This is a genomic window from Stutzerimonas stutzeri, assembly GCF_002890895.1.
Lineage (GTDB): Bacteria > Pseudomonadota > Gammaproteobacteria > Pseudomonadales > Pseudomonadaceae > Stutzerimonas > Stutzerimonas stutzeri_AB.
This window is the reverse complement of sequence record NZ_POUL01000009.1, coordinates 36,685-56,923: the sequence shown is the minus strand read 5'-3', so window position 1 is coordinate 56,923 and position 20,239 is coordinate 36,685. Positions and strand designations below refer to the sequence as shown.

Here is a 20,239-nt window from a genome sequence, read left to right as displayed (position 1 = left end):
GCAGCGCGCACCGGTCGTGGCGACCCGTGGCGAAAACGCAGCCGATGCCTTCGCTATCAGCTGCGGTTCAGTTATGCCGTGCGACTCACTGACTCTAGCAGCGTGCCACGCAACGAGTGCGGCAGCGCATCGTCAATGAACACATCAACGAACTGGCCGATCAGTCGCGGGTTGTCGCAACGGAAATTGACGATCCGATTGTGCTCGGTACGGCCCTGTAGCATGCCTGGGTCTTTCTTGGAGTAGTCGGTGACGAGAATGCGCTGCTGCGTACCGGCCATCTTTCGGCTGTTCTCGAAGCCCTGCTGGTTGATCCGTTGTTGCAGGATCGCCAGGCGCTGTTTCTTCACCTCTTCCGGTGTTTCGTCCACCAGATCCGCCGCCGGCGTGCCGGGCCGCGAGCTGTAGACGAAGGAGTAGGAAAAGTCGAAGCCAACGTCTTCGATCAGCTTCATGGTCTGTTCGAAGTCCTTCTCGGTTTCGCCGGGGAAGCCGACGATGAAGTCAGAGCTGATCAGGATATCCGGCACGGCGGCCTTGAGCTTGCGGATCCGCGACTTGTATTCGAGCGCTGTGTGGTTGCGCTTCATTCCGGCTAGCACGCGATCCGAACCCGACTGAACCGGCAGGTGCAGATACTTCACCAGTTCTGGCACTTCGGCGTGCGCCTGAATCAGCGCGTCGGAGAACTCCAGCGGATGACTGGTGGTGTAGCGGATCCGGTCGATGCCATCGACTGCCGCGACCACGCGAATCAGCTCGGCCAGGTCAGCGGTGCGGCCATCATGAGTGGCGCCGCGGTAACCGTTGACGTTCTGCCCGAGCAAGGTGACTTCCCGAACGCCGTTTTCAGCCAGATGGATGACTTCGGCGAGCACATGGTCGAACGGCCGGCTGACTTCTTCGCCGCGGGTGTAAGGCACGACGCAGAAAGTGCAGTACTTGCTGCAGCCTTCCATGACCGAAACAAACGCGGTTGGGCCATCGACGCGTGGCTCCGGCAAACGATCGAATTTCTCGATTTCGGGAAACGAAATGTCTACCTGAGGCTTTTTTGTGGTGCGCGCTGCATCGATCATTTCTGGCAATCGGTGCAGGGTCTGCGGGCCAAACACCACGTCGACATAGGGGGCGCGGACACGGATTGCCGCGCCTTCCTGGCTGGCGACGCAACCACCGACACCGATCACCAGCTGCGGATTTTCAAGCTTGAGCTCCCGCCAGCGACCCAGCTGGGAGAACACTTTCTCCTGTGCCTTTTCGCGAATCGAGCAGGTGTTGAGCAGAATCACGTCGGCTTCCGCCGGGTTCGCGGTGATCTCCAAGGGCTGCTGCTCACCCAGCAGGTCCACCATGCGCGAGCTGTCGTACTCGTTCATCTGGCAGCCGTGGGTTTCGATATAGAGCTTGCGGGTCATGTCTCGGGCCGGCGTTGTGCAAAAAATGACCGGCGATTATACGGCGAGGGCGTGGGCGATAAAAGTGAAAGCACTGCGGCAGGCGACGAGCTCAAGCGAAAGCAGCAGATACGACGGCGCGAGGCGGTAGGACGCAAGGGTATGGCTTGCCGAGTGTTACTCGCCTGCCGTCTGCAATTCCATCAGATAGTCACGAAATATCTGTCCAAGGACCTGGGTCGCGATTTCGTGCTCTTCGCGGCCCATCTGCGCCGAGACGCGGTCAGCGGTATCCAGCGCCTCTTCTTCGCCGTTGACCGCCGACATCTTCAATACCACGTAAGCCTGGACGTTGTTGGCTGGCACCCCTTCACCGCGAAAGAACATGACACCGAGTCGGTGCTGGGCCAGCGCGTGGCCCTTCAGCGACGCCTGCTCGAACCAGTGAAGCGCTTTGGCCAGATCACGTGGCGCGCGCCGACCGTTGTAGTAATAGTCACCGAGCTCATAGGCTGCCTGCAGGTCGCCCTGGCTGGCGGCGTGCTCGCACGCACGCAGCGCTTCGTTCATCGCTTCCGGGACGGTGTTCAGCGCGCAGCGGGAAGTGGCGGGAATCAGCAGCGAGTTGCCGCCCGCCATGCCCAGCAGGGGTGTGAGTAGCAGCAGGCAGCCAAGAGCGAGGCTGCGGCCGGTGCAAGTCATGAATCAAGGCGCCTCGAAGATCAGGGCGGTGACTGAAAAGTCCGGCGTGAAACGAGCCGACTGTCACATTATGGATAACCAGTGCCCTGCTTACAAAGGCTTTAACGGCAGGCACTCGGCTTTTTTATGTGGGGGCAGGGCTTTCTTCGCGCAAGTTGCCGGGCAGATGAAGCAATAGCCAGGCGATGATCGGAATGGCCAGTGCCAGCCACAGCTGCTGATAGGCCTGCAGCGGATTGGAGTTGAGCAGCAGCCCACCCCACGGCAGCAGTGCCATGAGCAAAGCACCTCCAGTCAACCCTGCTGCGGTCTGCAGGCGCACTGGCCACTGCAGCAACCCCGCATAAACGACCAGCAGAGCACTCAGCAGGCCCAGCGACAGTGCGTATGGCGCGCTCCAGCCCAACTGCCTGGCCAGCTCGAAAAACGCACACAATCCGATGACCACCCGACCCCAGGTGGGGCGGCTCCAGATCCATCTGCGCGACAGCGTGAGCGCGACTACGCCGACGAGCGGCAGGCCGAGCAGCAGCGTTGCCTGCAGCAGCCAGCGTTCTGCCTCGAGCGTATCGGCACCGAGCGCCAAACGTGCCGTCGCGCATGCGCCCGTTCCAGCAGCCAGACTGAACGCTAGCAACGCGGAGAACAGAGCCGGTTGATCCGGCTCGCCGTAGCCTCGCCGGGCGCTGCCGATCCAGATGGCGCTCGTCAGCCCCGTCAGCATCAAAAGCACGGCTTGTAGCAGGTCAGGCACCAGGCTCATTTCAGCTGAGCGAAGGCGCGTTCGGCCGCATCGAAGGTGATCTGCAGTTCCTTGTCGCCATGGGCGATGGAGGTGAAGCCGGCTTCGAAGGCGCTGGGCGCCAGGTACACGCCACCCTCGAGCATCAGGTGGAAGAAGCGCTTGAAACGTTCGGCGTCGCTGGCCATCACGTCGTCGAAGGTGACGATGGCGTCCGCTTGGCTGAAATACAGGCCGAACATGCCGCCAACCTGGGTGGTGACGAAAGGAATGCCGGCAGCTTCGGCCCGCTCTTTCAGCCCCTGCAGCATGCGTGTGGTGTAGGCGGTGAGTTCTTCATGAAACCCAGGGCGGTTGATCAGCTTCAGTGTCGTCAGTCCTGCCGCCATCGCCAGTGGATTACCCGACAGGGTGCCGGCCTGGTAGACGGGGCCGAGCGGAGCAATGCGTTCCATGATGGCGCGCTTGCCGCCGAAGCAGCCGACCGGCATGCCGCCGCCGATGATCTTGCCGAAGGTGGTCAGGTCCGGGGTAACGCCATAGTGAGCCTGAGCTCCGCCGAGGGCGACGCGAAAGCCGGTCATCACTTCATCGAAGATAAGCACTACGCCGTGCTTGTCGCACTGCTCGCGCAGCCCCTGCAAATAACCGGGCGCTGGCGGTACGCAATTCATGTTGCCGGCAACCGGCTCGACGATGATGCACGCCACTTCGTTGCCCACCTCGGCGAGCATTTGCTCAACGGCTGCCAGGTCGTTGAAGGGCAGTGTCAGGGTGTGCTTGGCGAATGCTGCCGGTACGCCTGCAGAGCTGGGAACGCCCTGGGTCAGGGCGCCGGAACCGGCCTTGACCAGCAGGCTGTCGGAGTGGCCGTGATAGCAGCCTTCGAACTTGATAATGCTGTCACGTCCGGTATAGCCGCGGGCCAGGCGGATCGCGCTCATGGTTGCCTCGGTGCCCGAGCTGACCATGCGCATCATTTCCATGGACGGCACCAGGCTGCAGACCAGCTCAGCCATTTCGGTTTCCATCGCCGTCGGTGCGCCGTAGGACAGGCCATGTTGCAGCTGATTACGGACCGCGTCGAGTACCTCAGGATGGCCGTGGCCGAGGATCATTGGGCCCCAGGAACCGACGTAATCGACGTAGCGCTTGTCATCTTCGTCGGTCACATAGGCACCTTCGGCATGCTTGAAGAACAGCGGTGTACCGCCAACGCTGCGGAAGGCGCGTACCGGCGAGTTCACGCCGCCTGGAATTCGGTTCTGAGCACTTGCGAAGAGGGTTTCGGAACGGGACATGGGGCCTCTCTCGATACAGGAAAAGGGTTGATAAGCACGGCGATGGGCGCCGTGCAGTGTTCAATTAGTGGCGAACAGCTCGCTGAAAGCCCGCGCGCGGCGCTCGACTTCGCTGGCCGTATCGGCAGCGAACAGGGCGTGGACAACGGCGATCAGACTGGCGCCCTGGGCGATTAGGCCCGGCGCATTGTCCAGCGTCACGCCGCCGATCGCAGCGATCGGCACGTTGAAGCGCTGATGCGCCTCTGTCAGCAGATCAGGCGTCGCGGCGGGCGCGCCTGGTTTGGTGTTCGAGTCGAAGAGCCGGCCGAAAGCGATGTAGCTGGCCCCCTCACGGATCGCCTGTTCAGCCAGATCCAGACGTGCATGGCAGGTTCCGCCAATGATGGCTTTACGTCCGAGCAGGGCGCGGGCTACCGAGAGCGAGCCGTCTTCCTGGCCGAGGTGCAGGCCTACGCCCAATCGTGCAGCAAGCTCGGCGTCATCATTGATGATCAGCTGGGTCCCGTGACGATCGCAGATTTCTCGTAGCGCTTCGGCTTCGCGCAGGCGGCGCGCATCGTCATGGGATTTGTCGCGGTATTGCAGCAGTCGAGCGCCGCCTTTTACGGCGGCTTCGGCGTAGGGCAGCAGGCGCCCTTCGCCGAGCAGCTTGCTGTCGGTGATAGCGTACAGGCCGCGCAGCTTCGTGTTGTCCTTCATCGGATGGCCTCCTCAGGCCAGGTCCAGCGGCAGACGCCGTGGAATGTATTGACCACGGCCTGGCGCTTCGGCGTCACGCAGGGTGCGCCAGGTGTAATCGAGGGCGGACTTCACTGCGCTGGCCAGGTCCTCGCCGAGGGCCAGCCTTCCGGATAGCGCGCTGGCCAGAGTGCAGCCAGACCCGTGATAGCTTCCCGGCAGGCGCTGGCAGCTGAAATCGTAGCGGCTACCGTCGCGGCAATAGAGACGGTTGTGAACTTCGGTCTCGTCGCCATGACCGCCGGTGATCAGCAGGTGACGGATGAAGGGCAGCAACTTCTCCGCGCACTCATCGGCGCTGCCATTCGGGAGTTCGGCAAGAATCCGCGCTTCGGGCAGGTTCGGTGTGGCAATAGTAGACACCGGGAACAGCCGTTCGCGCATGGCGTAGCCGACTTCGTCCTTGCCCAGCGCACCGCCGCCACCGGCGCGCAGCACCGGATCACAGACCAGCGGGACGCCCGGCAGCTTCTGCATGATTTGCAGTACCGTCTCGACCATCTCCACCGAGCCGAGCATGCCCAGCTTGACGGCGGCCACTGGCAGGTCGGCTATCACCGCGTGGGCCTGAGCCAGCACCCACTCCCGATCGAGCACGCGAAAGTCAGTGACATTGACGGTGTCCTGAACAGTGAGTGCGGTCACCGCCGGCGCGGCGTGACAACCTTGGGCAATCAGCGCTTCGATGTCCGCCTGTAGCCCGGCACCGCCGCTCGGGTCGTGGCCGGAAAGGCAAAGAACGACAGGGCGGGAGCAGTGGCCGGACATCGATGGGTTCCCCGAGTCATGGTGTGGTGGATTCGGCCGGGGCTAGGCGCAGCCGGATTTCATGGCGTGCGAGCTTATCACCAATCCTGCCAGGCAGCTCATGCCGGCACGGCTCGCTACTGCCGACCTATACGTTCGTCTGCTGCCCGGATGTCGTCGATTCTATGGCGCCAGAACCATGTTAAAGTGCCAGCACTTAGCTTCGGCTGCGTGCATTCGGAAGAACGGGGGTTCTTCTGGCGCAGCTCGACGGATTGTCTTCTTCATGCGCCATATCCTCATTTTTCTGCTCGCCTTGCTTCCAGCCATGGCGGGTGCCGTCGAGTTCAGTAGCGACACTCAGCGTCTTCCGTTGGGCCACGTCATGGCAGTCTTGGAGGACCCAAGCGGTGACGCCACGATTGAGGAGGTGGTCGCACTCGATGCGGCTGGTCGCTTCGTCGAGAACCGTGAGGATGTCCTCAATGCCGGCTATTCACGCTCGGCGTTCTGGTTGCGCGTCGATCTGGACTACCGTGCCGAGCCGCCGGCCGCGCGCAGCCGCTGGTGGTTGGAGCTGGCGTATCCCCCGCTCGACCATCTCGATCTCTATCTGCCAGATGGCCGCGGTGGCTATCGCCTTGCCCAGCGGAGCGGCGACGCGCTGCCTTTCCACGAGCGGCAGATCAAGCAGCGCAACCATCTTTTCGAACTGCAGTTGACGCCTGACCAGCCACAGCGGATCTACCTGCGTCTGGAGAGTCAGGGCTCGATTCAGGTTCCGCTGGCGCTGTGGGCACCGGTGGCTTACCTGGAAGAGCAGTCCGGGCATGTCTACGTGCTGGCCATCATCTATGGCGTGCTGCTGGTGATGCTGTTCTACAACCTGTTTATCTACCTCAGCGTGCGTGATCGCAGCTATCTCTATTACATCCTCTACATCGCCTCGTTCGGCCTGTATCAGGTCTCGGTCAACGGCCTGGGCGTGCAGTACCTGTGGCCTAACTGGCCGTGGTGGGCCAATGCCTCGACGCCATTTCTGATCGGCGCGGCTGGACTGTTTGGCTGCCAATTCGCGCGCAGCTTTCTGCATACCGCTGAGCACAGTCCCTGGATCGACCGCACCCTGATGCTGCTGATGGCGTTGGGAGCGGTGACGATGGTTGTATCGCTGACCTCCAGCTACGCATTGGCGCTGCGCATGGCGACCTTCCTTGCGCTCTGGTTCATTCTGGTGATTTTCGTCGCCGCCATCGTGGCCTGGCGACGGGGGATGCGGGTGGCGCGCTATTTCCTCATCGCCTGGTCGGCCTTTCTCATTGGCGGACAGATCAACACGCTGATGGTGCTGGGCTACCTGCCGCACATGTTCATTACCATGTACGCCGGACAGATCGGTTCGGCGCTCGAGGTAGCGCTGCTGTCGCTGGCCCTGGCCGACCGGATCAACATGATGAAGGAAGAGCGGGCTCAGGTGCTGGAAGAGACTGGGCGCAAACTCGAAACCATGAACCGCGAACTGGCCGAGAGCAATCGCCTCAAGGATCAGTTCCTCGCCAACGTCACCCACGAGCTGCGCACCCCCATGCACGGTGTGATCGGCAGTCTCGACCTGATGCGCACCCTGGACCTGAGCGGCGAGCTGGAGCAGTACCAGCGCATCGCCACCGGATCGGCGCGCGACATGATGCAGCTGGTCAATGACATCCTCGCCTTGACTGAACTGCAGGCGGGCAAGTTGCGGGTGCGCAACGAGCCGTTCAGCGTGCGGATGTTGGCCGATGAGCTTTATGCCGAGTATGGCGCGCGTGCCGCAATGCGGGGTTTGAGCTTCGATCTCGAGCTCAATGGCGAGCTACCGGAGATACTGGTCGGTGACGTCGGAAAGCTGAAACAGAGCCTAGGCTACCTGCTCGACAACGCCATCAAGTTCACCTTGCGCGGGGGTGTCACGCTGGCGGTCAATGGTTATGAGAGCACCCCCGGTTACATGCTCGATGTGACGGTGATCGATACAGGCGTCGGGTTCGACGCGCCTGTGGATGACTCGCTGTTCCAGTACTTCCGCCAACTCGATGGCAGCATGACTCGCCAGTACGGCGGGTTGGGTATCGGCCTGTCACTCTGCAAGCAGCTGGTGGCATTGCAGGGCGGAACGGTTTGCTGCCAATCCGAGCCTGGCCGCGGCAGTCGTTTTCAGGTGCTCCTGCCCGTTGAAGTGAGCTAAGCGCGCAAGACCAAGCGTCTGAAGCTCAGGCGTATGGTCAGTTCTGGCCGTTGCATCGCGCAGACTTTGGCCGAAACCTCACTTTTGCCCTGCATAGCTGCGTGCTTCACTTCTCTGGCGGGTGCCACCAGACGATGCCCGCATCGGCCCGGTGATCTATTCCCATGACAGCGGTGAGTATCGCTAACCCATGGTTGCATGCCGTCGGGCCCTTGCCGCTTCTGCCGAGGAGACCCGAGATGAGCTTGCAGCAATACGCCGAAACCCATGAGGTGCTGAATCAGGTGCCGCCGCTGGACGGGGCCAACCTGTACCGCCTCGACCTGCCGCTGCAGGATTGGGTGCGGCGATACCGCGGCGGCTGGGCCGAGTCGCGCCTGGATGCGTACGGTGCATTGGCTGGCGGTCCGTTGATGGCCGCCGGATTTCTGGCCAACGAAAACAAGCCTGTTTTCAAGAGCCACGACCGCTACGGCCACCGCATCGACCTGGTGGAGTTTCATCCGGCTTACCATGAGTTGATGGGCGCCGCGATTGCTCATGGCATCCCGTCGTTGCCCTGGACCGATCCGCAGGCCGGCGCTCAGGTGGCGCGTGCCGGGTTGATGTATCTGCACAATCAGGCCGAGTCCGGCAGCAGCTGCCCGCTGACCATGACCTACGCCAGCGTCCCGGCGCTACGACAGCAGCCGGGCATCGCCGACGTCTGGCTGCCGAAGATTCTCAGCCGGGGCTATGACCCGCGCAACCTGCCGATGGAGCAGAAAAGCGGCGTCACCATCGGCATGGCCATGACTGAAAAACAGGGCGGTACCGACGTGCGCGCCAATACCACCCGAGCGTATGCGGTCGGCGCTGGCGGCCCCGGTCAGCCCTACGAGTTGGTCGGGCATAAATGGTTCTGCTCTGCGCCGATGTGCGATGCGTTTCTGACCCTGGCGCAAACCGATAAGGGACTGAGCTGCTTTCTTCTGCCACGACACCAGCCGGATGGTAGCCGCAACGGGTTCTATATCCAGCGGCTGAAGAACAAGCTGGGCAATTGGTCCAACGCTTCCAGCGAAGTGGAGTACCGCGGGGCCCTGGCCTGGATGATCGGAGAGGAAGGCCGCGGCGTGCCGACCATCATCGAAATGGTGTCCTCGACCCGCTTCGATTGCATGATCGGTTCCAGTTCCCTGATGCGCCAGGCGCTGACGCAAGCCATGCATCACTGCGCACATCGTCAGGTTGGTGGCCGTGCGCTGATTGAGCAGCCACTGATGCAGAACGTGCTGGCCGACCTCGCGTTGGAGAGTGAGGCGGCGTTGGCGCTGACCATGCGTATGGGGCGCGCGCTCGACCATCCGTTCGATGAGCAAGAAGAAAAGTTCGCTCGGTTGGTGACGGCGATCGGCAAATACTGGATCTGCAAACGCGCCCCGGAAATGATCGCCGAGGCCAGCGAATGCCTGGGTGGTGCCGGTTACGTCGAGGACACCATAATGCCGCGGCTGTACCGCGAGGCGCCGGTGAACTCCATCTGGGAAGGCTCGGGCAACGTGCAATGCCTGGATGTGCTGCGCGCGCTGTCGAAGGGAGCCGGTGTGCTCGACGTGTTGTTCGCCGAGCTGGGAGACGGTCACGGCGATCGGCGTTTGAAGCATCAGATCAGCAGGCTGCAAAGCGCTTTTGCCGATAAAGACGACATCCAGTACCGCGCGCGCCAACTGACCGAAGACGTCGCCGTGGCGCTGCAGGCCAAGCTGCTGCTCGAGGCCGGTAACGATGCCGTGTCGGATGCCTTTATCGCCAGCCGCCTGGAGGGCTGCGGTCGGGTCTTCGGCACGCTGCCGCGTGCTCTCGACATCAGTGCGTTGTTGGCACGCAGCGCACCCTTTCTCGACTAGTTGGCGGTTAAAGCCGTCCCGTTGAGTTCGGCGAGAATGCCGGCCAACAGCGGCCGATCAATATTGCCGCCACTGAGCACCACGGCAATCCGTTCGCCTCGGTTGTGCTCGCGCTCTTGGATCGCCGCAGCCAGCGCGGCGGCGCCAGCACCTTCGGCGAGATTATGGGTGTCCTCGTGCAATGCGCAGATGGCCTGGCGGATCTCGGCATCGTTCACACGCACGATGCGCGCGGCACCTCCACGGATGATCTCGAGCGCCTCGGGCGCAGGCATGCGGCAGGCCATGCCGTCAGCAAAGGTGTTCGCCGTGTCGGTGGTGACGATGCGACCTTGCTCAACACTCTGCGCATAGGCGTCGGCCGCGCTGGACACCACGCCGATGATCTCGGTATCCAGACCCAGCAGATCGCGGGTGCGGATCATCCCGCAAATGCCTGAGCCAAGCGCGATGGGCACATAGACGCGGCGCAGGTTCGGCACTGCTTCGAGCAGTTCCAGCGCATAGGTCGCGACGCCCCTGATCAGGTCCGGATGCAGGGACGGGACAAAATGCCAGCCGTTAGCCTTGGCCAATTCGGCTGCCCGCAAACGAGCGGTATCGAAGTCGCGGCCGTGTTCGACGACCTCGGCTCCGCAGGCGCGCATGGCGGCGTTCTTTTCCATGGAGTTGCCTTCGGGCACCAGAATCTGCAGTGGCAAGCCGGCCTTGCGCGCGGCCATCGCAAGGCTGATGCCGTGATTGCCACGAGTCGCGGTGATGAGGCCCGGTAGGTGCGACTCCCGCTTGATCAACTCGTTCACGTAGAGCAGGCCGCCACGCACCTTGAAGGCGCCGGCTGGTGTGTGGTTTTCGTGTTTGACCCAAACCTCGCAGCCAAGCCGCTTGGCCAACAGCGGCCATGCGTATTGCGGAGTCGGCGGTACGCTCTGGTGGATCAATTCGGCTGCCTGGCGCAGTTGGTGAAGATCGAACATCGAAAGCTCCTCAGCGGGTTTGACGTCGATCCTAGGCGGCGGGCATTGTATGGGTAAATCGTTATATTGCATGGCAAACAATGTGGTTACCCAAACTCGAATCTGATAGTCAGCCACGCTACTTGGCACTGGTCGACGCCATCGCAGCCGCTATTGCAACTGGCGAGCTCAAGGCTGGGGATCGCCTGCCACCACAGCGACGCCTCGCCTGGGCGCTCGACCTCAATCCGAGTACGACGATGCAGGCTTATCGAGAAGCCGCGCGTCGGCACTTGGTCGGTGGCGAGGTTGGGCGTGGCACCTATGTGCTGGCCAGCAGCCGCGAGGCCAGTCTATTCCGGCTGAAAACGCCAGACGCTCACCCTGAACTGGTCGACCTGTCGACCAACCTGCCGGTACTCGACCCGGCCGATGAAGACATGCAGCGCAGCATGGCGGCGCTGTGCGCGACCGGAGAACTGGCGAGCCTGCAGGGATACCCTTCGGCGCGCAGCCTGCAACGTGGTCAGTTGGCGGTGAGTGGCTGGTTGCGTGCCCGAGCGCTTGAGATCCCGCCGCAACAGGTGTTGCTCTGTGCCGGGGCGCAGCAAGGTGTGTTCGCTGCGCTGATCGGTTTGTGCGAGCCGGGCGAGCCGGTGCTGGTCGAGGCGTTGACCTCGCCAGGTATCAAGGCCGCCGGGCGCCAATTGCGCCTCCCGTTGCACGGCGTGGCGATGGACGAATTCGGCATCCTGCCGGAGGACCTGGACCGTATGGCCCGAGCCACCTCGGCGCGCGTGGCTGTCCTGACACCCTGTATGCAGAACCCGACCGCCGTCAGCATGGATGCGCGGCGCCGCGAAGCCATTGCTGCCGTGGCGCGGCGGCGCGGCTTGCTGATCATCGAGGACGACATCTACGGCGCACTGGGCGACGAGCCACCGCTCGCCGCGGCACTGCCCGATCGCACGCTGCTGATCAGCAGCTTGTCGAAGACGGTCGCGCCCGGTTTGCGCTTGGGCTTCATCGCCGGACCGGACGAGTGGCTGTCGCGTATCGACCCGGAAAGACAGGCGACCAGCTGGGCCTTGTCGACGTTATGCCTGCAGATCGGTTGCGAGTGGCTCGAAGACGGCACTGCGGCTCGCCGGCTGGCCTGGCAACGTGAGCAGGTAACCCGTCGCTGGCGGCTGGCGCAGAAACTGCTTGGGTCTGCTTCGTCAAATGCATCGCCGCATCTGTGGCTTGAACTGGCAAAGGATAGAGATCTGCCAATGCTTTGCCGCGAACTGGGGATCGAGGCGGCCACCGCGGACGTGTTCGCCGTTGGCCATGGCGCGCCCAACGCGCTGCGTCTGAGTTTGACCGCAGCGCCCAGCCTTGCGGTACTGAAGGCGCGGCTGGAGGCGCTGGCGCTGCGGCTGGCGGCGGCTGATCCATGATCGCAGCGCTCCGGTGCTACCGCTGTCATCGAACAGCAGGCAAGATGTTTTCAACGAATAGACAAGGAAACCCACCATGAACCCAGCAGGCGAGACTTTTCGCATTGCCACCAGCGCTGAAGCGGCCGTGGACCAGCTTGCCGAGCTGCATCAGCAGGCAACCCGCGCACTGAACCAGGCGCTTAAACGCTATGTCACCACGCGCGAAGAGCCCGATGCGGCCGAGCGTGCGCTGTTCCGCTATCCCGAACTACGCCTGACCTACGAATGCCACGGCGAAGTGCCAGCTTCCACCCGCGCTTATGCCAAGGTGCAGGCGCCGGGTGTCTACAGCGTGACCGTGACCCATCCAGCGGCATTTCGCAGCTATCTGCTCGATCAGTTGCGGCCCTTGATCAAGGATTTCGGTGTAACGGTCGAGGTGGGCATCAGCGAGCGGTACATTCCGTACCCCTATGTGATCGAGCAGGGCGACGAACTGGCGGGAACCGGCGTGACCGCAGCCGAGCTGGCTCGCGTGTTCCCCAGCACCGATCTGTCCGCCGCCACCGATGACATTGCCGACGGCCTCTACGACTGGGAGCATGCTGACCCTTATCCGCTGGCGCTCTTCGATGGTGCGCGGGTGGATTTCTCGCTGCGCCGGCTGGTGCATTACACCGGTAGCGACTGGCGTCATGTGCAGCCCTGGATCCTGCTGACCAACTACCACCGCTACGTCGACCAGTTCATTCGTCACGGCCTCGACATGTTGCGCGACGACACCCGTTTCGTGCGCATGGTGCTGCCGGGCAACATCATCATCGAGCGCGGCATGGACGAGGGCGAGGCGCAGTCCATCATCGGCGGCGTGCTCTGGCACCGCTACCAGATGCCGGCTTATCACCTGCAGGCCAAAGATGGCGACGGCGTTACCCTGGTCAACATTGGTGTCGGGCCGTCGAACGCCAAGAACATCACCGATCACCTGGCGGTGCTGCGCCCGCATTGCTGGCTGATGATCGGCCACTGCGGCGGGCTGCGGCAGTCGCAGTCCATCGGCGATTACGTGTTGGCTCACGCCTACATGCGTCGTGACGGGATTCTCGACCGGGTGCTGCCGCCACACATTCCGCTGCCGGCCCTCGCTGAAGTGCAGCAGGCGCTGCAGGAAGCGGCGGCGCAAGTCACCGGGGAGAAAGGCGAAGCGCTCAAGCGGCGTCTGCGCACCGGCACCGTGCTGACTTATGACGACCGCAACTGGGAGTTGCGCTGGGCGCAGGAACGGCCGCTGATCAACCTCTCACGCGCCGTGGCGGTGGACATGGAAAGCGGCACCATTGCCGCGCAGGGCTATCGCCTGCGGGTGCCGTACGGGACGCTGCTCTGCGTATCGGACAAGCCGCTGCACAGCGAGATCAAGCTGCCGGGTTCTGCCAACGCCTTCTATGAGCGCGCCGTGACCCAACACCTGAAAATAGGTATCGCTGCGTTGGACCTGCTGCGCGACCAGCTCAACTCGTTGCACTCGCGCAAGCTGCGCAGCTTCGACGAGCCACCGTTCCGCTAACGGATGGCGGCTCGCCGAACGCTTAGTCCTTCAGGAACTCCGGCAATATGGGGTCGCCTTTGGCCGGCAGGCTGTAGGCAACCACATAGTCGCCCGGCGGCGTCTCCATGAAGTGATGGCCGCCCGCGACGATCACCAGGTACTGGCGACCGTTGGCCTCGTAGGTCATCGGCGTCGCCTGGCCACCGGCGGGCAGTACGTCCTGCCACAGCACCTCGCCGGTATCAATGTCGATTGCGCGGATCAGGTTGTCGGTTGCTGCGGCGATGAAGATCAAACCGCCTGCGGTAATGACAGGGCCGCCGTTGTTCGGTGTGCCGACTTTCACCGGAAGGTGTGACGAGATACCGAATGGCCCGTTGTGGCGAGCGGTGCCCAATGGCTCGTTCCACAGCACTTTGCGGGTGTTGAGGTCGATAGCCATGATGCCGCCGAAGGGTGGGCGACTGCAGGGTACGCCTGTGAAGCCGTTGCGCCAGGCCTCGATGGACACGGCATAGGGCGAGCCCGCCTGCGGCACTGAGCCGCCAGACGAGGTGCTGCCGCCTGGTACCCCGAGTGGAACCATGCCGCGCTCGTTGGCCTCTTCGCGTGGGATGAGCTGGTCATACATGGCGATGTGGTTGTAGTTCAACACCAGGATGTTGCGGTCGGTGTTCACCGCCGCGCTGCCCCAGTCGTTACCGCCGTTGTAGCTCGGCCACTGCAGGAATGGCCTGTCCACGCTCGGCGGTGTGTACATGCCTTCATAACTGGCACGCTTGAACTGGATGCGGCACCACAGCTGGTCCAGCGGTGTCACTCCCCATGCGTCGGTCTCAGTCAGCTGCCCGCGTGGCGTGGACGGCATACCGACAGAGAAGGGTTGCGTCGGTGACAGCGTTTCGTCAGGCAAAGTGCTTGCGGGCACCGGGCGCTCCTCGACGGGCGTCAACGGCTCGCCAGTGCGGCGGTCGAGCACGTAGATATCGCCCATCTTGGTGGGTAGCACGACCGCTGGAACAGTGCGGCCGTCGCCTACCGGAAAGTCGATCAGGCTCCCCTGGGAGCCGAGGTCATAGTCCCAGACATCGTTATGCACGGTCTGAAAGACCCAGCGCACCGTCCCATTGGTCACATCCAAGGCCACCAGCGCGGTCGAGTAGGGTTTCTCGAACTCGCGGCGGTTGCCGCTCCAGTAGTCGACCGAAGAGTTGCCCATCGGCACGTAGACCAGGCCGAGGGCCTCGTCGCCGGAGAAGATCGTCCAGGCGTTGGGCGTGCCTCGGGTATAGACATCATCCCCTTCTGGCAGGCCGGTCTCGCCAGGGCGACCCATGTCCCAGGCCCAGGCCAGCTCGCCGGTGGCCGCGTCGTATCCGCGGATCACGCCGGATGGCGCGTCTTCCTTCTGGCCGTCGAGCACCTGGTGCCCGACCACCGCGACCCCGCGAACGATGGTCGGCGGCGACGTCACCGCGACGTAACCCGGTACAGAGTCGCCCATGCCTTCCATCAGATCGACGTGCCCGGCGTGGCCGAAATCGGCGCAGGGCACGCCCGTATCGGCATCGACCGCGACCAGCTCTGCGTCAAGCGTGCCCTCGATGATGCGGCGCTTGCAGGCGGTGTCATCGGGTACATCCGGCACCTCGTAATAGCTCACGCCGCGGCAGGTGGCCGAGTAGGGAATATGGTCGGTGGAGACCTTCGGGTCATAGCGCCAGCGTTCACGACCGCTGCTGGCATCGAGCGAAATCAGCACGTTCAGCGCATCGCACAGGTAAAGGTTGTCGCCAACCTTCAGCGGTGTGGTTTCCGGCGCCCACTTCTTGTCGACCACTGATTGATCGGGCAGGTTGCCGGTGCGATAGCCCCAGACTGGCTTGAGCTCGGACACATTGTCGCGATCGATCTGATCGAGCGGCGAATAACGGGTGGCTGCATTGTTGCGGCCATAGGCGGTCCAATCGGCTGCCTCGGGGGCGCCGGCGACCGTACTGGCTACGGTCGTGGCCGGCTCCAGCGTAGGGTCATAGGCGGTCGTTTGGGCATGGCTGAGTGGCAGCCAGATGAGTGTCATCAAGCCAAACAATCGAAGCAGGTGCGTCATGCGTGCGCCTCTTTGCGAGTGTGGCGCCGCAGCACCGGAATAAAAGCGAGGGTAAGAAGGGCGATCACAGCCAGCGCCACCAGGCGTGGTATCAGCGCCCAGGGGTCAAGGCCGACCTCCCAGATAGCCCAGACAACAGTCGCTAGGAATACCGCCCAGTAAAGCCAGACGCCGCTGATGCGTTGCATGAACAGCAGCACGCCGGCAATCAGCATGCCGGCGCCAGCGATGAGGTAGTACCAGGAGCCACCAAGCGTGATCAGCCAGACGCCGCCAGCGGCGAGGGCGAGACCAAACAGGGCGACGATGGCGGCGAAGACTTTGAGCGCCCAGTAGGCGAAACCGTGGGCGTGAGGGGGGTTGGACACGTTGCGCTTCCTCTGTATGACCGATGGCTGAGGCGTCGCCGGTAGCGAACCGGCGAATGTGCTCAGCATTTGGGTCTCAGGGAGCGCTCAGGTTCCGTGATTGTTTCGATTTGTGTCCGATCAGGCAGCGAGCAACCAGGCACCGGTCAGCGCCGACGCGGCACCGGCGATGCGCACCAGTGGGGCAGCCACCTGTGGCAGGTTGCGTGCTATCGCGTAGCCGATACCGTGCAGTGCAGCGGTGGCGACGGCGAAGCCGGCTGCGTAACCCCAGGGGCTCGACAGCATGGGCAGCTCCAGTCCATGAGCCACGCCATGGCTAAGCGCAAACAGGGCGGTTAGCCCCGCCGCGAGGGCTAGCGGCGGGCGCACCGCCAATGCCACCAACAGTCCAAGGGCCAGCACCGATCCGGCGATGCCGGTTTCCATCAACGGTATTTCGAGGCCGGCAAAACCGAGCAGGCCGCCCAGCAGCATCGTGGCAACGAAGGTCAGGGGTAAAGCCCAGCGTGCCTTGCCGGTTTGCTGCGCCGCCCAGAGGCCAACGGCGACCATTGCCAGCAGGTGATCAAGGCCAAAGACTGGATGGGCGATGCCGGAAATGACGCCCGCATGATCGTGGCCGGGGTGTGCGACAGCCAATGCCGGGCTGAGTAGCAGGGCTGCGGTGAACATCGATTTGCGCAGGTTCATCAGTGACTCCTTTGAATGGCGAATGAGGTTGTCAGGCGGCGCTGAGCATTCCTTGTTGTTCGATGAAAGCGATGATTTCGTCGAGGCCCTGGCCCACCTTCTGGTTGCTGAACACGAACGGCTTGTCGCCACGCATCTTGCGAGTGTCGCGGTCCATGACCTCCAGCGACGCGCCGACCATGGGCGCCAGGTCGACCTTGTTGATCACCAGCAAATCCGACTTGCAGATGCCCGGTCCGCCCTTGCGCGGCAGCTTGTCGCCGGCTGACACGTCGATCACGTAAATGGTCAGGTCTGAAAGCTCCGGGCTGAAGGTGGCAGACAGGTTGTCGCCACCGGACTCGACAATGATCAGGTCGAGCCCAGGGAAACGGCGGTTGAGTTGTTCGACCGCCTCAAGGTTGATCGAAGCATCCTCGCGGATTGCCGTGTGCGGACAGCCGCCAGTCTCGACGCCAATGATGCGCTCGGGCGCCAGGGCCTCGTTCCGCACGAGGAATTGCGCGTCTTCCTGGGTGTAGATGTCGTTGGTCACCACGGCCAGGTTGTAGCGCTCGCGAAGGGCCAGGCAGAGCGCGAGGGTCAATGCGGTCTTGCCGGAGCCGACCGGGCCACCGATGCCAATGCGCAGGGGTTGGGTGTTCATGGTCTGTTTCCTCTTGTGAAATCTGGGCTCATGAGCGGAACAGGCGGCTGTACTGGCGCTCGTGTGCCATGCTCGCCAGAGACAGGCCAAAGGCGGCGCTGCCCCAATGTTCAGGCTCGATAACGGTTGCGTCGCGCTGGGCCTGTTGCAGTGTCGGCAGCAGTTGTGAGGTCAAGCGTTGTGCCGCCTGCTGGCCAAGCGGCAGGGTTTTCATCAGGACGGCCAACTGATTCTCCAACCAGCCCCAGAGCCAGGCGGTCAATGCGTCTTCGGGGCTGATGCCCCAGGCACGCGCGGCCAGGGCCCAACCCAGGGCAAGACCGGGTTCGTCGATGCGTTGAAACAGGGCGCGGGCCGGGGCGTCGAGTTCGGGCAGATTGTCCAGCAGTTGCTTCAGCGAATAGCCCATCTGCCGGCTTTCCAGCCGCAGCTCGCGGGTTTCGCGGCTGGCGCGATGGCACGCGGCTAGCCGCTCGACTTCGTCCCATTCTTCAGCCGCGGCGGCCTGACAATGTGCGAGCAGTAAAGGCGCTTCGAAGCGCGCCAGATTTAGCATCAGCTGGTCGCCCAGCCAGCGGCTGGCGCTGCTTTCGTCATTCACGCGTTGCTGTTCGACCGCCATTTCCAGGCCCTGCGAATAGCTGTAGCCACCAATCGGCAACTGCGGGCTGGCGAGCCGCAGCAGCGCGAAGGCAGCCGGGTTCACTTGCGGGCGCCAAATTGATGCAGGCGTGGCGCGTAGCTGAACTCGGCTTCGCCTGCGTGGGAGTGGTGATGGCCGCCACCGTAGGCGCCGTGCTCGGGCTGGAAGGGCGCCTCGATGGCTTCGACGCTGGCGCCCAGCTGCAGCAGCATGTCTTTCAAAACGTAATCATCCAGCAGGCGCAGCCAGCCGTCGCCTACCTGCAACGCCACATGACGGTTGCCGAGGTGATAGGCGGCACGTGTCAGCTCGAATGCACTGCTGCAGGTCACATGAAGAAGCTGCTCGGCGCGGGCCCGCACGCGGACAATACGGCCATCCTCGGCGCGCAGGCACTCGCCGTCATGCAGGGGTTGCTGACCGCGCTCGAGGAACAGGCCGACGTCTTCGCCGGTCGTGGTGAAACAACGCAGACGCGATTTGCTGCGGGCCTCGAAGGTCAGCGCCAGCTCGGCGTCGGCGTTGGCCTGCGGGGAGATGCGGTGGTGGATGACCAGCATGGCGAACAGTTCCGGTTGTGCAATGACGCACACCAGAGCAAGGCCCTTGCCAACGCGGCGCAACAGACGCGGTCCGCTGGCTGTGGCGGGTTCGTGCTTGAAAATGGGGCTTGAGGTTGTTCCGTTTCGGTGCGTGCGCACCGGCATCGCACCAAATTCGCGCGCTAATGCAGTGCGCGGACCATGTAGACGGCTGGTATTTGGTAGCTGGCCAGGTTGCTGGCTTGCGGTGGCTCCAACTCGGTCTGCGCGGCATAGCCGAGACGAGACCAGAAGGCTTCGGACTCCTGCACCGATACCAGCGCCGAATAGCGCAACTGATGCGCGCGCGCCTGTTCCAGGTTCTTGCGCACCAAAGCCGGGCCTATGCCGCGACCGCTGGCGCGTCGGGAAACGGCTAGGTCGTGCAGATACAGGCAGTCAGCTTCGGCGTGCGGCTGGAACTCGCCGTCCAGCGGGGTCACTTTGCCGACGCGCGAGCGGTAGGCAAACAGATAGGCGCAGACGCCCTCGTCATCCTCGGCCACCCAGGCAAGCTGTGGGCTGGCGGCGAGACGGTTGCAGATCACCGCTTCGCTCTCGAGCAGTTCGGCGGAATAGGATTCTTCCTGAATCGACATCACCGCAGGTATATCGCGCACCTGCATCGCTCGTAACTGAAACATCAAAACAACACTCGGACGGAGGCGGGCCGCAGGGCGGCCCGGAAGGGGCGGCGATAATACGTGATCGGATGCCGGCGGGTCAGCTTCCCGACGGCTGGCCACTCATCGCGCCGTGCGGAACCGGCAGGTCAGGTAGCGGTTACTGAGGCCGTAACGCAGCATGGAGGCGAGCCGCTTGATCAGGTACTGCGGATGCTGAGCGTAGTACGCCAGTACCGCATTGCCGACACCTTCCGAGCGGTGCTGGCGGGTGGGATTGCTGCGGAACAAGCCTTTGAACTGCCACCACTGGACTTGCTCGAAGCGATCGTCCGGCCGCAATGCATATGGTTGGAACAAGGCGAAAAAGCTGCGCACGCTGAAATCATGCAGATGGTGCGGGTTGCCGTCCAGGGTGGGAGTGATGGACACCGAGGCGATGATCTGTCCGCCTTCGGCAAGTAGCTCGGCGCAGTTTGCGATCAGCTGCTGCGGACGTGGCAGATGCTCGATGGTTTCCAGGCTGACGATGTTGTGAAAGCGCTCTTCGCTCCTGAAGCTTTCTGCATCGGCGCAGTGATAGCGCAGATTGGGGCGCTGGTAGTGCGCCTGGGCAAAAGCAATGGCCGCGGGGTCGATATCCACGCCAATGATGGTCTTGTCCGGATTGAGCTCTGCCAGCCGGTCGCTGCCGTAACCGCAGCCGCACGCGATGTCCAGCACGCGCGTGCCGATCAGCCTTGTAGCCGCGAAGTCGTAGCGCTCTAGGTGAAGGCGTAGCGTGTCGCGGTCGTCCTGGTTATCTGCGTCCAGGTGCTGGGGATAGATGCGTTCGAGTGTAAGTGCAGGGGCTTGCATGAAAAGGGACGTCCTTGAACCGAGCGGGCGACTATAGAGCAG

Annotated in this window: 18 protein-coding genes and 1 pseudogene; 4 read left to right on the top strand and 15 right to left on the bottom strand. The window is 63.1% G+C overall.

The window, feature by feature from the left end:
• Positions 1-71: 71 nt before the first annotated feature.
• From miaB to CXK96_RS16155, 6 genes are all read right to left on the bottom strand, one after another.
• A complete protein-coding gene (gene miaB, locus CXK96_RS16180) occupies positions 72-1,418 on the bottom strand; it encodes a tRNA (N6-isopentenyl adenosine(37)-C2)-methylthiotransferase MiaB (protein ID WP_102837460.1) in 1,347 nt (448 codons plus the stop codon).
• 156 nt (positions 1,419-1,574) lie between these two features.
• Complete coding sequence (locus CXK96_RS16175) at positions 1,575-2,099, bottom strand: tetratricopeptide repeat protein (protein WP_102837459.1); 525 nt, start codon at positions 2,097-2,099, stop codon at positions 1,575-1,577.
• A gap of 124 nt (positions 2,100-2,223) precedes the next feature.
• On the bottom strand, positions 2,224-2,862 hold the full coding sequence (locus CXK96_RS16170; RefSeq protein WP_102837458.1) for a hypothetical protein: 639 nt from the start codon (positions 2,860-2,862) through the stop codon (positions 2,224-2,226).
• On the bottom strand, positions 2,859-4,142 hold the full coding sequence (gene hemL / locus CXK96_RS16165; RefSeq protein WP_102837457.1) for a glutamate-1-semialdehyde 2,1-aminomutase: 1,284 nt from the start codon (positions 4,140-4,142) through the stop codon (positions 2,859-2,861). Before hemL ends, CXK96_RS16170 begins: the two co-directional genes overlap by 4 nt.
• Before the next feature lie 60 nt (positions 4,143-4,202).
• Positions 4,203-4,844, bottom strand: a complete 642-nt coding sequence (gene thiE, locus CXK96_RS16160) for a thiamine phosphate synthase (protein WP_102837456.1) — start codon at positions 4,842-4,844, stop codon at positions 4,203-4,205.
• A 12-nt stretch (positions 4,845-4,856) separates the two neighbouring features.
• Positions 4,857-5,651, bottom strand: coding sequence for a hydroxymethylpyrimidine/phosphomethylpyrimidine kinase (locus CXK96_RS16155; RefSeq protein WP_102837455.1), 795 nt, complete (start codon positions 5,649-5,651; stop codon positions 4,857-4,859).
• 265 nt (positions 5,652-5,916) lie between these two features.
• Here CXK96_RS16155 and CXK96_RS16150 point away from each other — a divergent pair.
• Positions 5,917-7,839: pseudogene (locus CXK96_RS16150) on the top strand (sensor histidine kinase); the annotation flags it as partial.
• A 257-nt stretch (positions 7,840-8,096) separates the two neighbouring features.
• Entirely contained in the window at positions 8,097-9,746 is a 1,650-nt protein-coding gene (locus CXK96_RS16145) for an acyl-CoA dehydrogenase family protein (RefSeq protein WP_102837453.1), read from the top strand.
• Here CXK96_RS16145 and CXK96_RS16140 read toward each other — a convergent pair.
• Positions 9,743-10,723 (bottom strand): threonine dehydratase, encoded by a 981-nt coding sequence (locus tag CXK96_RS16140; protein WP_102837452.1) that lies wholly within the window; start codon positions 10,721-10,723, stop codon positions 9,743-9,745. The genes CXK96_RS16145 and CXK96_RS16140 overlap by 4 nt on opposite strands.
• 80 nt (positions 10,724-10,803) lie before the next feature.
• Here CXK96_RS16140 and CXK96_RS16135 point away from each other — a divergent pair, with 80 nt between their 5' ends.
• Positions 10,804-12,144: a PLP-dependent aminotransferase family protein gene (locus CXK96_RS16135; protein ID WP_102837451.1), complete on the top strand. Its 1,341-nt coding sequence runs from the start codon at positions 10,804-10,806 to the stop codon at positions 12,142-12,144.
• A 76-nt stretch (positions 12,145-12,220) separates the two neighbouring features.
• On the top strand, positions 12,221-13,693 hold the full coding sequence (gene amn / locus CXK96_RS16130) for an AMP nucleosidase (RefSeq protein WP_102837450.1): 1,473 nt from the start codon (positions 12,221-12,223) through the stop codon (positions 13,691-13,693).
• Between the two features lie 22 nt (positions 13,694-13,715).
• On the opposite strand, the gene CXK96_RS16125 is transcribed toward amn, so the two are convergent.
• The 8 genes from CXK96_RS16125 to CXK96_RS16090 form a co-directional block, all read right to left on the bottom strand.
• On the bottom strand, positions 13,716-15,785 hold the full coding sequence (locus CXK96_RS16125) for a pyrroloquinoline quinone-dependent dehydrogenase (RefSeq protein WP_102837449.1): 2,070 nt from the start codon (positions 15,783-15,785) through the stop codon (positions 13,716-13,718).
• Positions 15,782-16,153: a glucose dehydrogenase gene (locus CXK96_RS16120; RefSeq protein ID WP_102837558.1), complete on the bottom strand. Its 372-nt coding sequence runs from the start codon at positions 16,151-16,153 to the stop codon at positions 15,782-15,784. The genes CXK96_RS16125 and CXK96_RS16120 overlap by 4 nt, the downstream gene beginning before the upstream one ends.
• Before the next feature lie 120 nt (positions 16,154-16,273).
• The gene (locus CXK96_RS16115) at positions 16,274-16,846 is read right to left on the bottom strand and encodes a HupE/UreJ family protein (RefSeq protein WP_102837448.1); all 573 of its coding nucleotides are present in this window, start codon (positions 16,844-16,846) and stop codon (positions 16,274-16,276) included.
• A gap of 31 nt (positions 16,847-16,877) precedes the next feature.
• Complete coding sequence (gene ureG, locus CXK96_RS16110; protein ID WP_102837447.1) at positions 16,878-17,492, bottom strand: urease accessory protein UreG; 615 nt, start codon at positions 17,490-17,492, stop codon at positions 16,878-16,880.
• 28 nt (positions 17,493-17,520) lie between these two features.
• Positions 17,521-18,198, bottom strand: a complete 678-nt coding sequence (locus CXK96_RS16105) for an urease accessory protein UreF (protein ID WP_102837446.1) — start codon at positions 18,196-18,198, stop codon at positions 17,521-17,523.
• Positions 18,195-18,695, bottom strand: coding sequence for an urease accessory protein UreE (gene ureE, locus CXK96_RS16100; protein WP_102837557.1), 501 nt, complete (start codon positions 18,693-18,695; stop codon positions 18,195-18,197). The genes CXK96_RS16105 and ureE overlap by 4 nt, the downstream gene beginning before the upstream one ends.
• A 164-nt stretch (positions 18,696-18,859) precedes the next feature.
• Complete coding sequence (locus CXK96_RS16095) at positions 18,860-19,342, bottom strand: GNAT family N-acetyltransferase (RefSeq protein WP_102837445.1); 483 nt, start codon at positions 19,340-19,342, stop codon at positions 18,860-18,862.
• Between the two features lie 120 nt (positions 19,343-19,462).
• Positions 19,463-20,197, bottom strand: coding sequence for a class I SAM-dependent methyltransferase (locus CXK96_RS16090; RefSeq protein WP_102837444.1), 735 nt, complete (start codon positions 20,195-20,197; stop codon positions 19,463-19,465).
• Between the last annotated feature and the right edge of the window lie 42 nt (positions 20,198-20,239).

What these genes read in the sequence shown, in the direction of transcription:
- CXK96_RS16090 (WP_102837444.1), bottom strand. Translation starts at nt 20,197, where the DNA reads ATGCAAGCCCCTGCACTTACACTCGAACGCATCTATCCCCAGCACCTG.
- CXK96_RS16135 (WP_102837451.1), top strand. Translation starts at nt 10,804, where the DNA reads ATGTGGTTACCCAAACTCGAATCTGATAGTCAGCCACGCTACTTGGCA.
- CXK96_RS16155 (WP_102837455.1), bottom strand. Translation starts at nt 5,651, where the DNA reads ATGTCCGGCCACTGCTCCCGCCCTGTCGTTCTTTGCCTTTCCGGCCAC.
- ureE (WP_102837557.1), bottom strand. Translation starts at nt 18,695, where the DNA reads ATGCTGGTCATCCACCACCGCATCTCCCCGCAGGCCAACGCCGACGCC.
- CXK96_RS16145 (WP_102837453.1), top strand. Translation starts at nt 8,097, where the DNA reads ATGAGCTTGCAGCAATACGCCGAAACCCATGAGGTGCTGAATCAGGTG.
- CXK96_RS16175 (WP_102837459.1), bottom strand. Translation starts at nt 2,099, where the DNA reads ATGACTTGCACCGGCCGCAGCCTCGCTCTTGGCTGCCTGCTGCTACTC.
- CXK96_RS16140 (WP_102837452.1), bottom strand. Translation starts at nt 10,723, where the DNA reads ATGTTCGATCTTCACCAACTGCGCCAGGCAGCCGAATTGATCCACCAG.
- amn (WP_102837450.1), top strand. Translation starts at nt 12,221, where the DNA reads ATGAACCCAGCAGGCGAGACTTTTCGCATTGCCACCAGCGCTGAAGCG.
- miaB (WP_102837460.1), bottom strand. Translation starts at nt 1,418, where the DNA reads ATGACCCGCAAGCTCTATATCGAAACCCACGGCTGCCAGATGAACGAG.
- CXK96_RS16125 (WP_102837449.1), bottom strand. Translation starts at nt 15,785, where the DNA reads ATGACGCACCTGCTTCGATTGTTTGGCTTGATGACACTCATCTGGCTG.
- CXK96_RS16095 (WP_102837445.1), bottom strand. Translation starts at nt 19,342, where the DNA reads ATGCAGGTGCGCGATATACCTGCGGTGATGTCGATTCAGGAAGAATCC.
- thiE (WP_102837456.1), bottom strand. Translation starts at nt 4,844, where the DNA reads ATGAAGGACAACACGAAGCTGCGCGGCCTGTACGCTATCACCGACAGC.
- CXK96_RS16115 (WP_102837448.1), bottom strand. Translation starts at nt 16,846, where the DNA reads ATGAACCTGCGCAAATCGATGTTCACCGCAGCCCTGCTACTCAGCCCG.
- hemL (WP_102837457.1), bottom strand. Translation starts at nt 4,142, where the DNA reads ATGTCCCGTTCCGAAACCCTCTTCGCAAGTGCTCAGAACCGAATTCCA.
- ureG (WP_102837447.1), bottom strand. Translation starts at nt 17,492, where the DNA reads ATGAACACCCAACCCCTGCGCATTGGCATCGGTGGCCCGGTCGGCTCC.
- CXK96_RS16170 (WP_102837458.1), bottom strand. Translation starts at nt 2,862, where the DNA reads ATGAGCCTGGTGCCTGACCTGCTACAAGCCGTGCTTTTGATGCTGACG.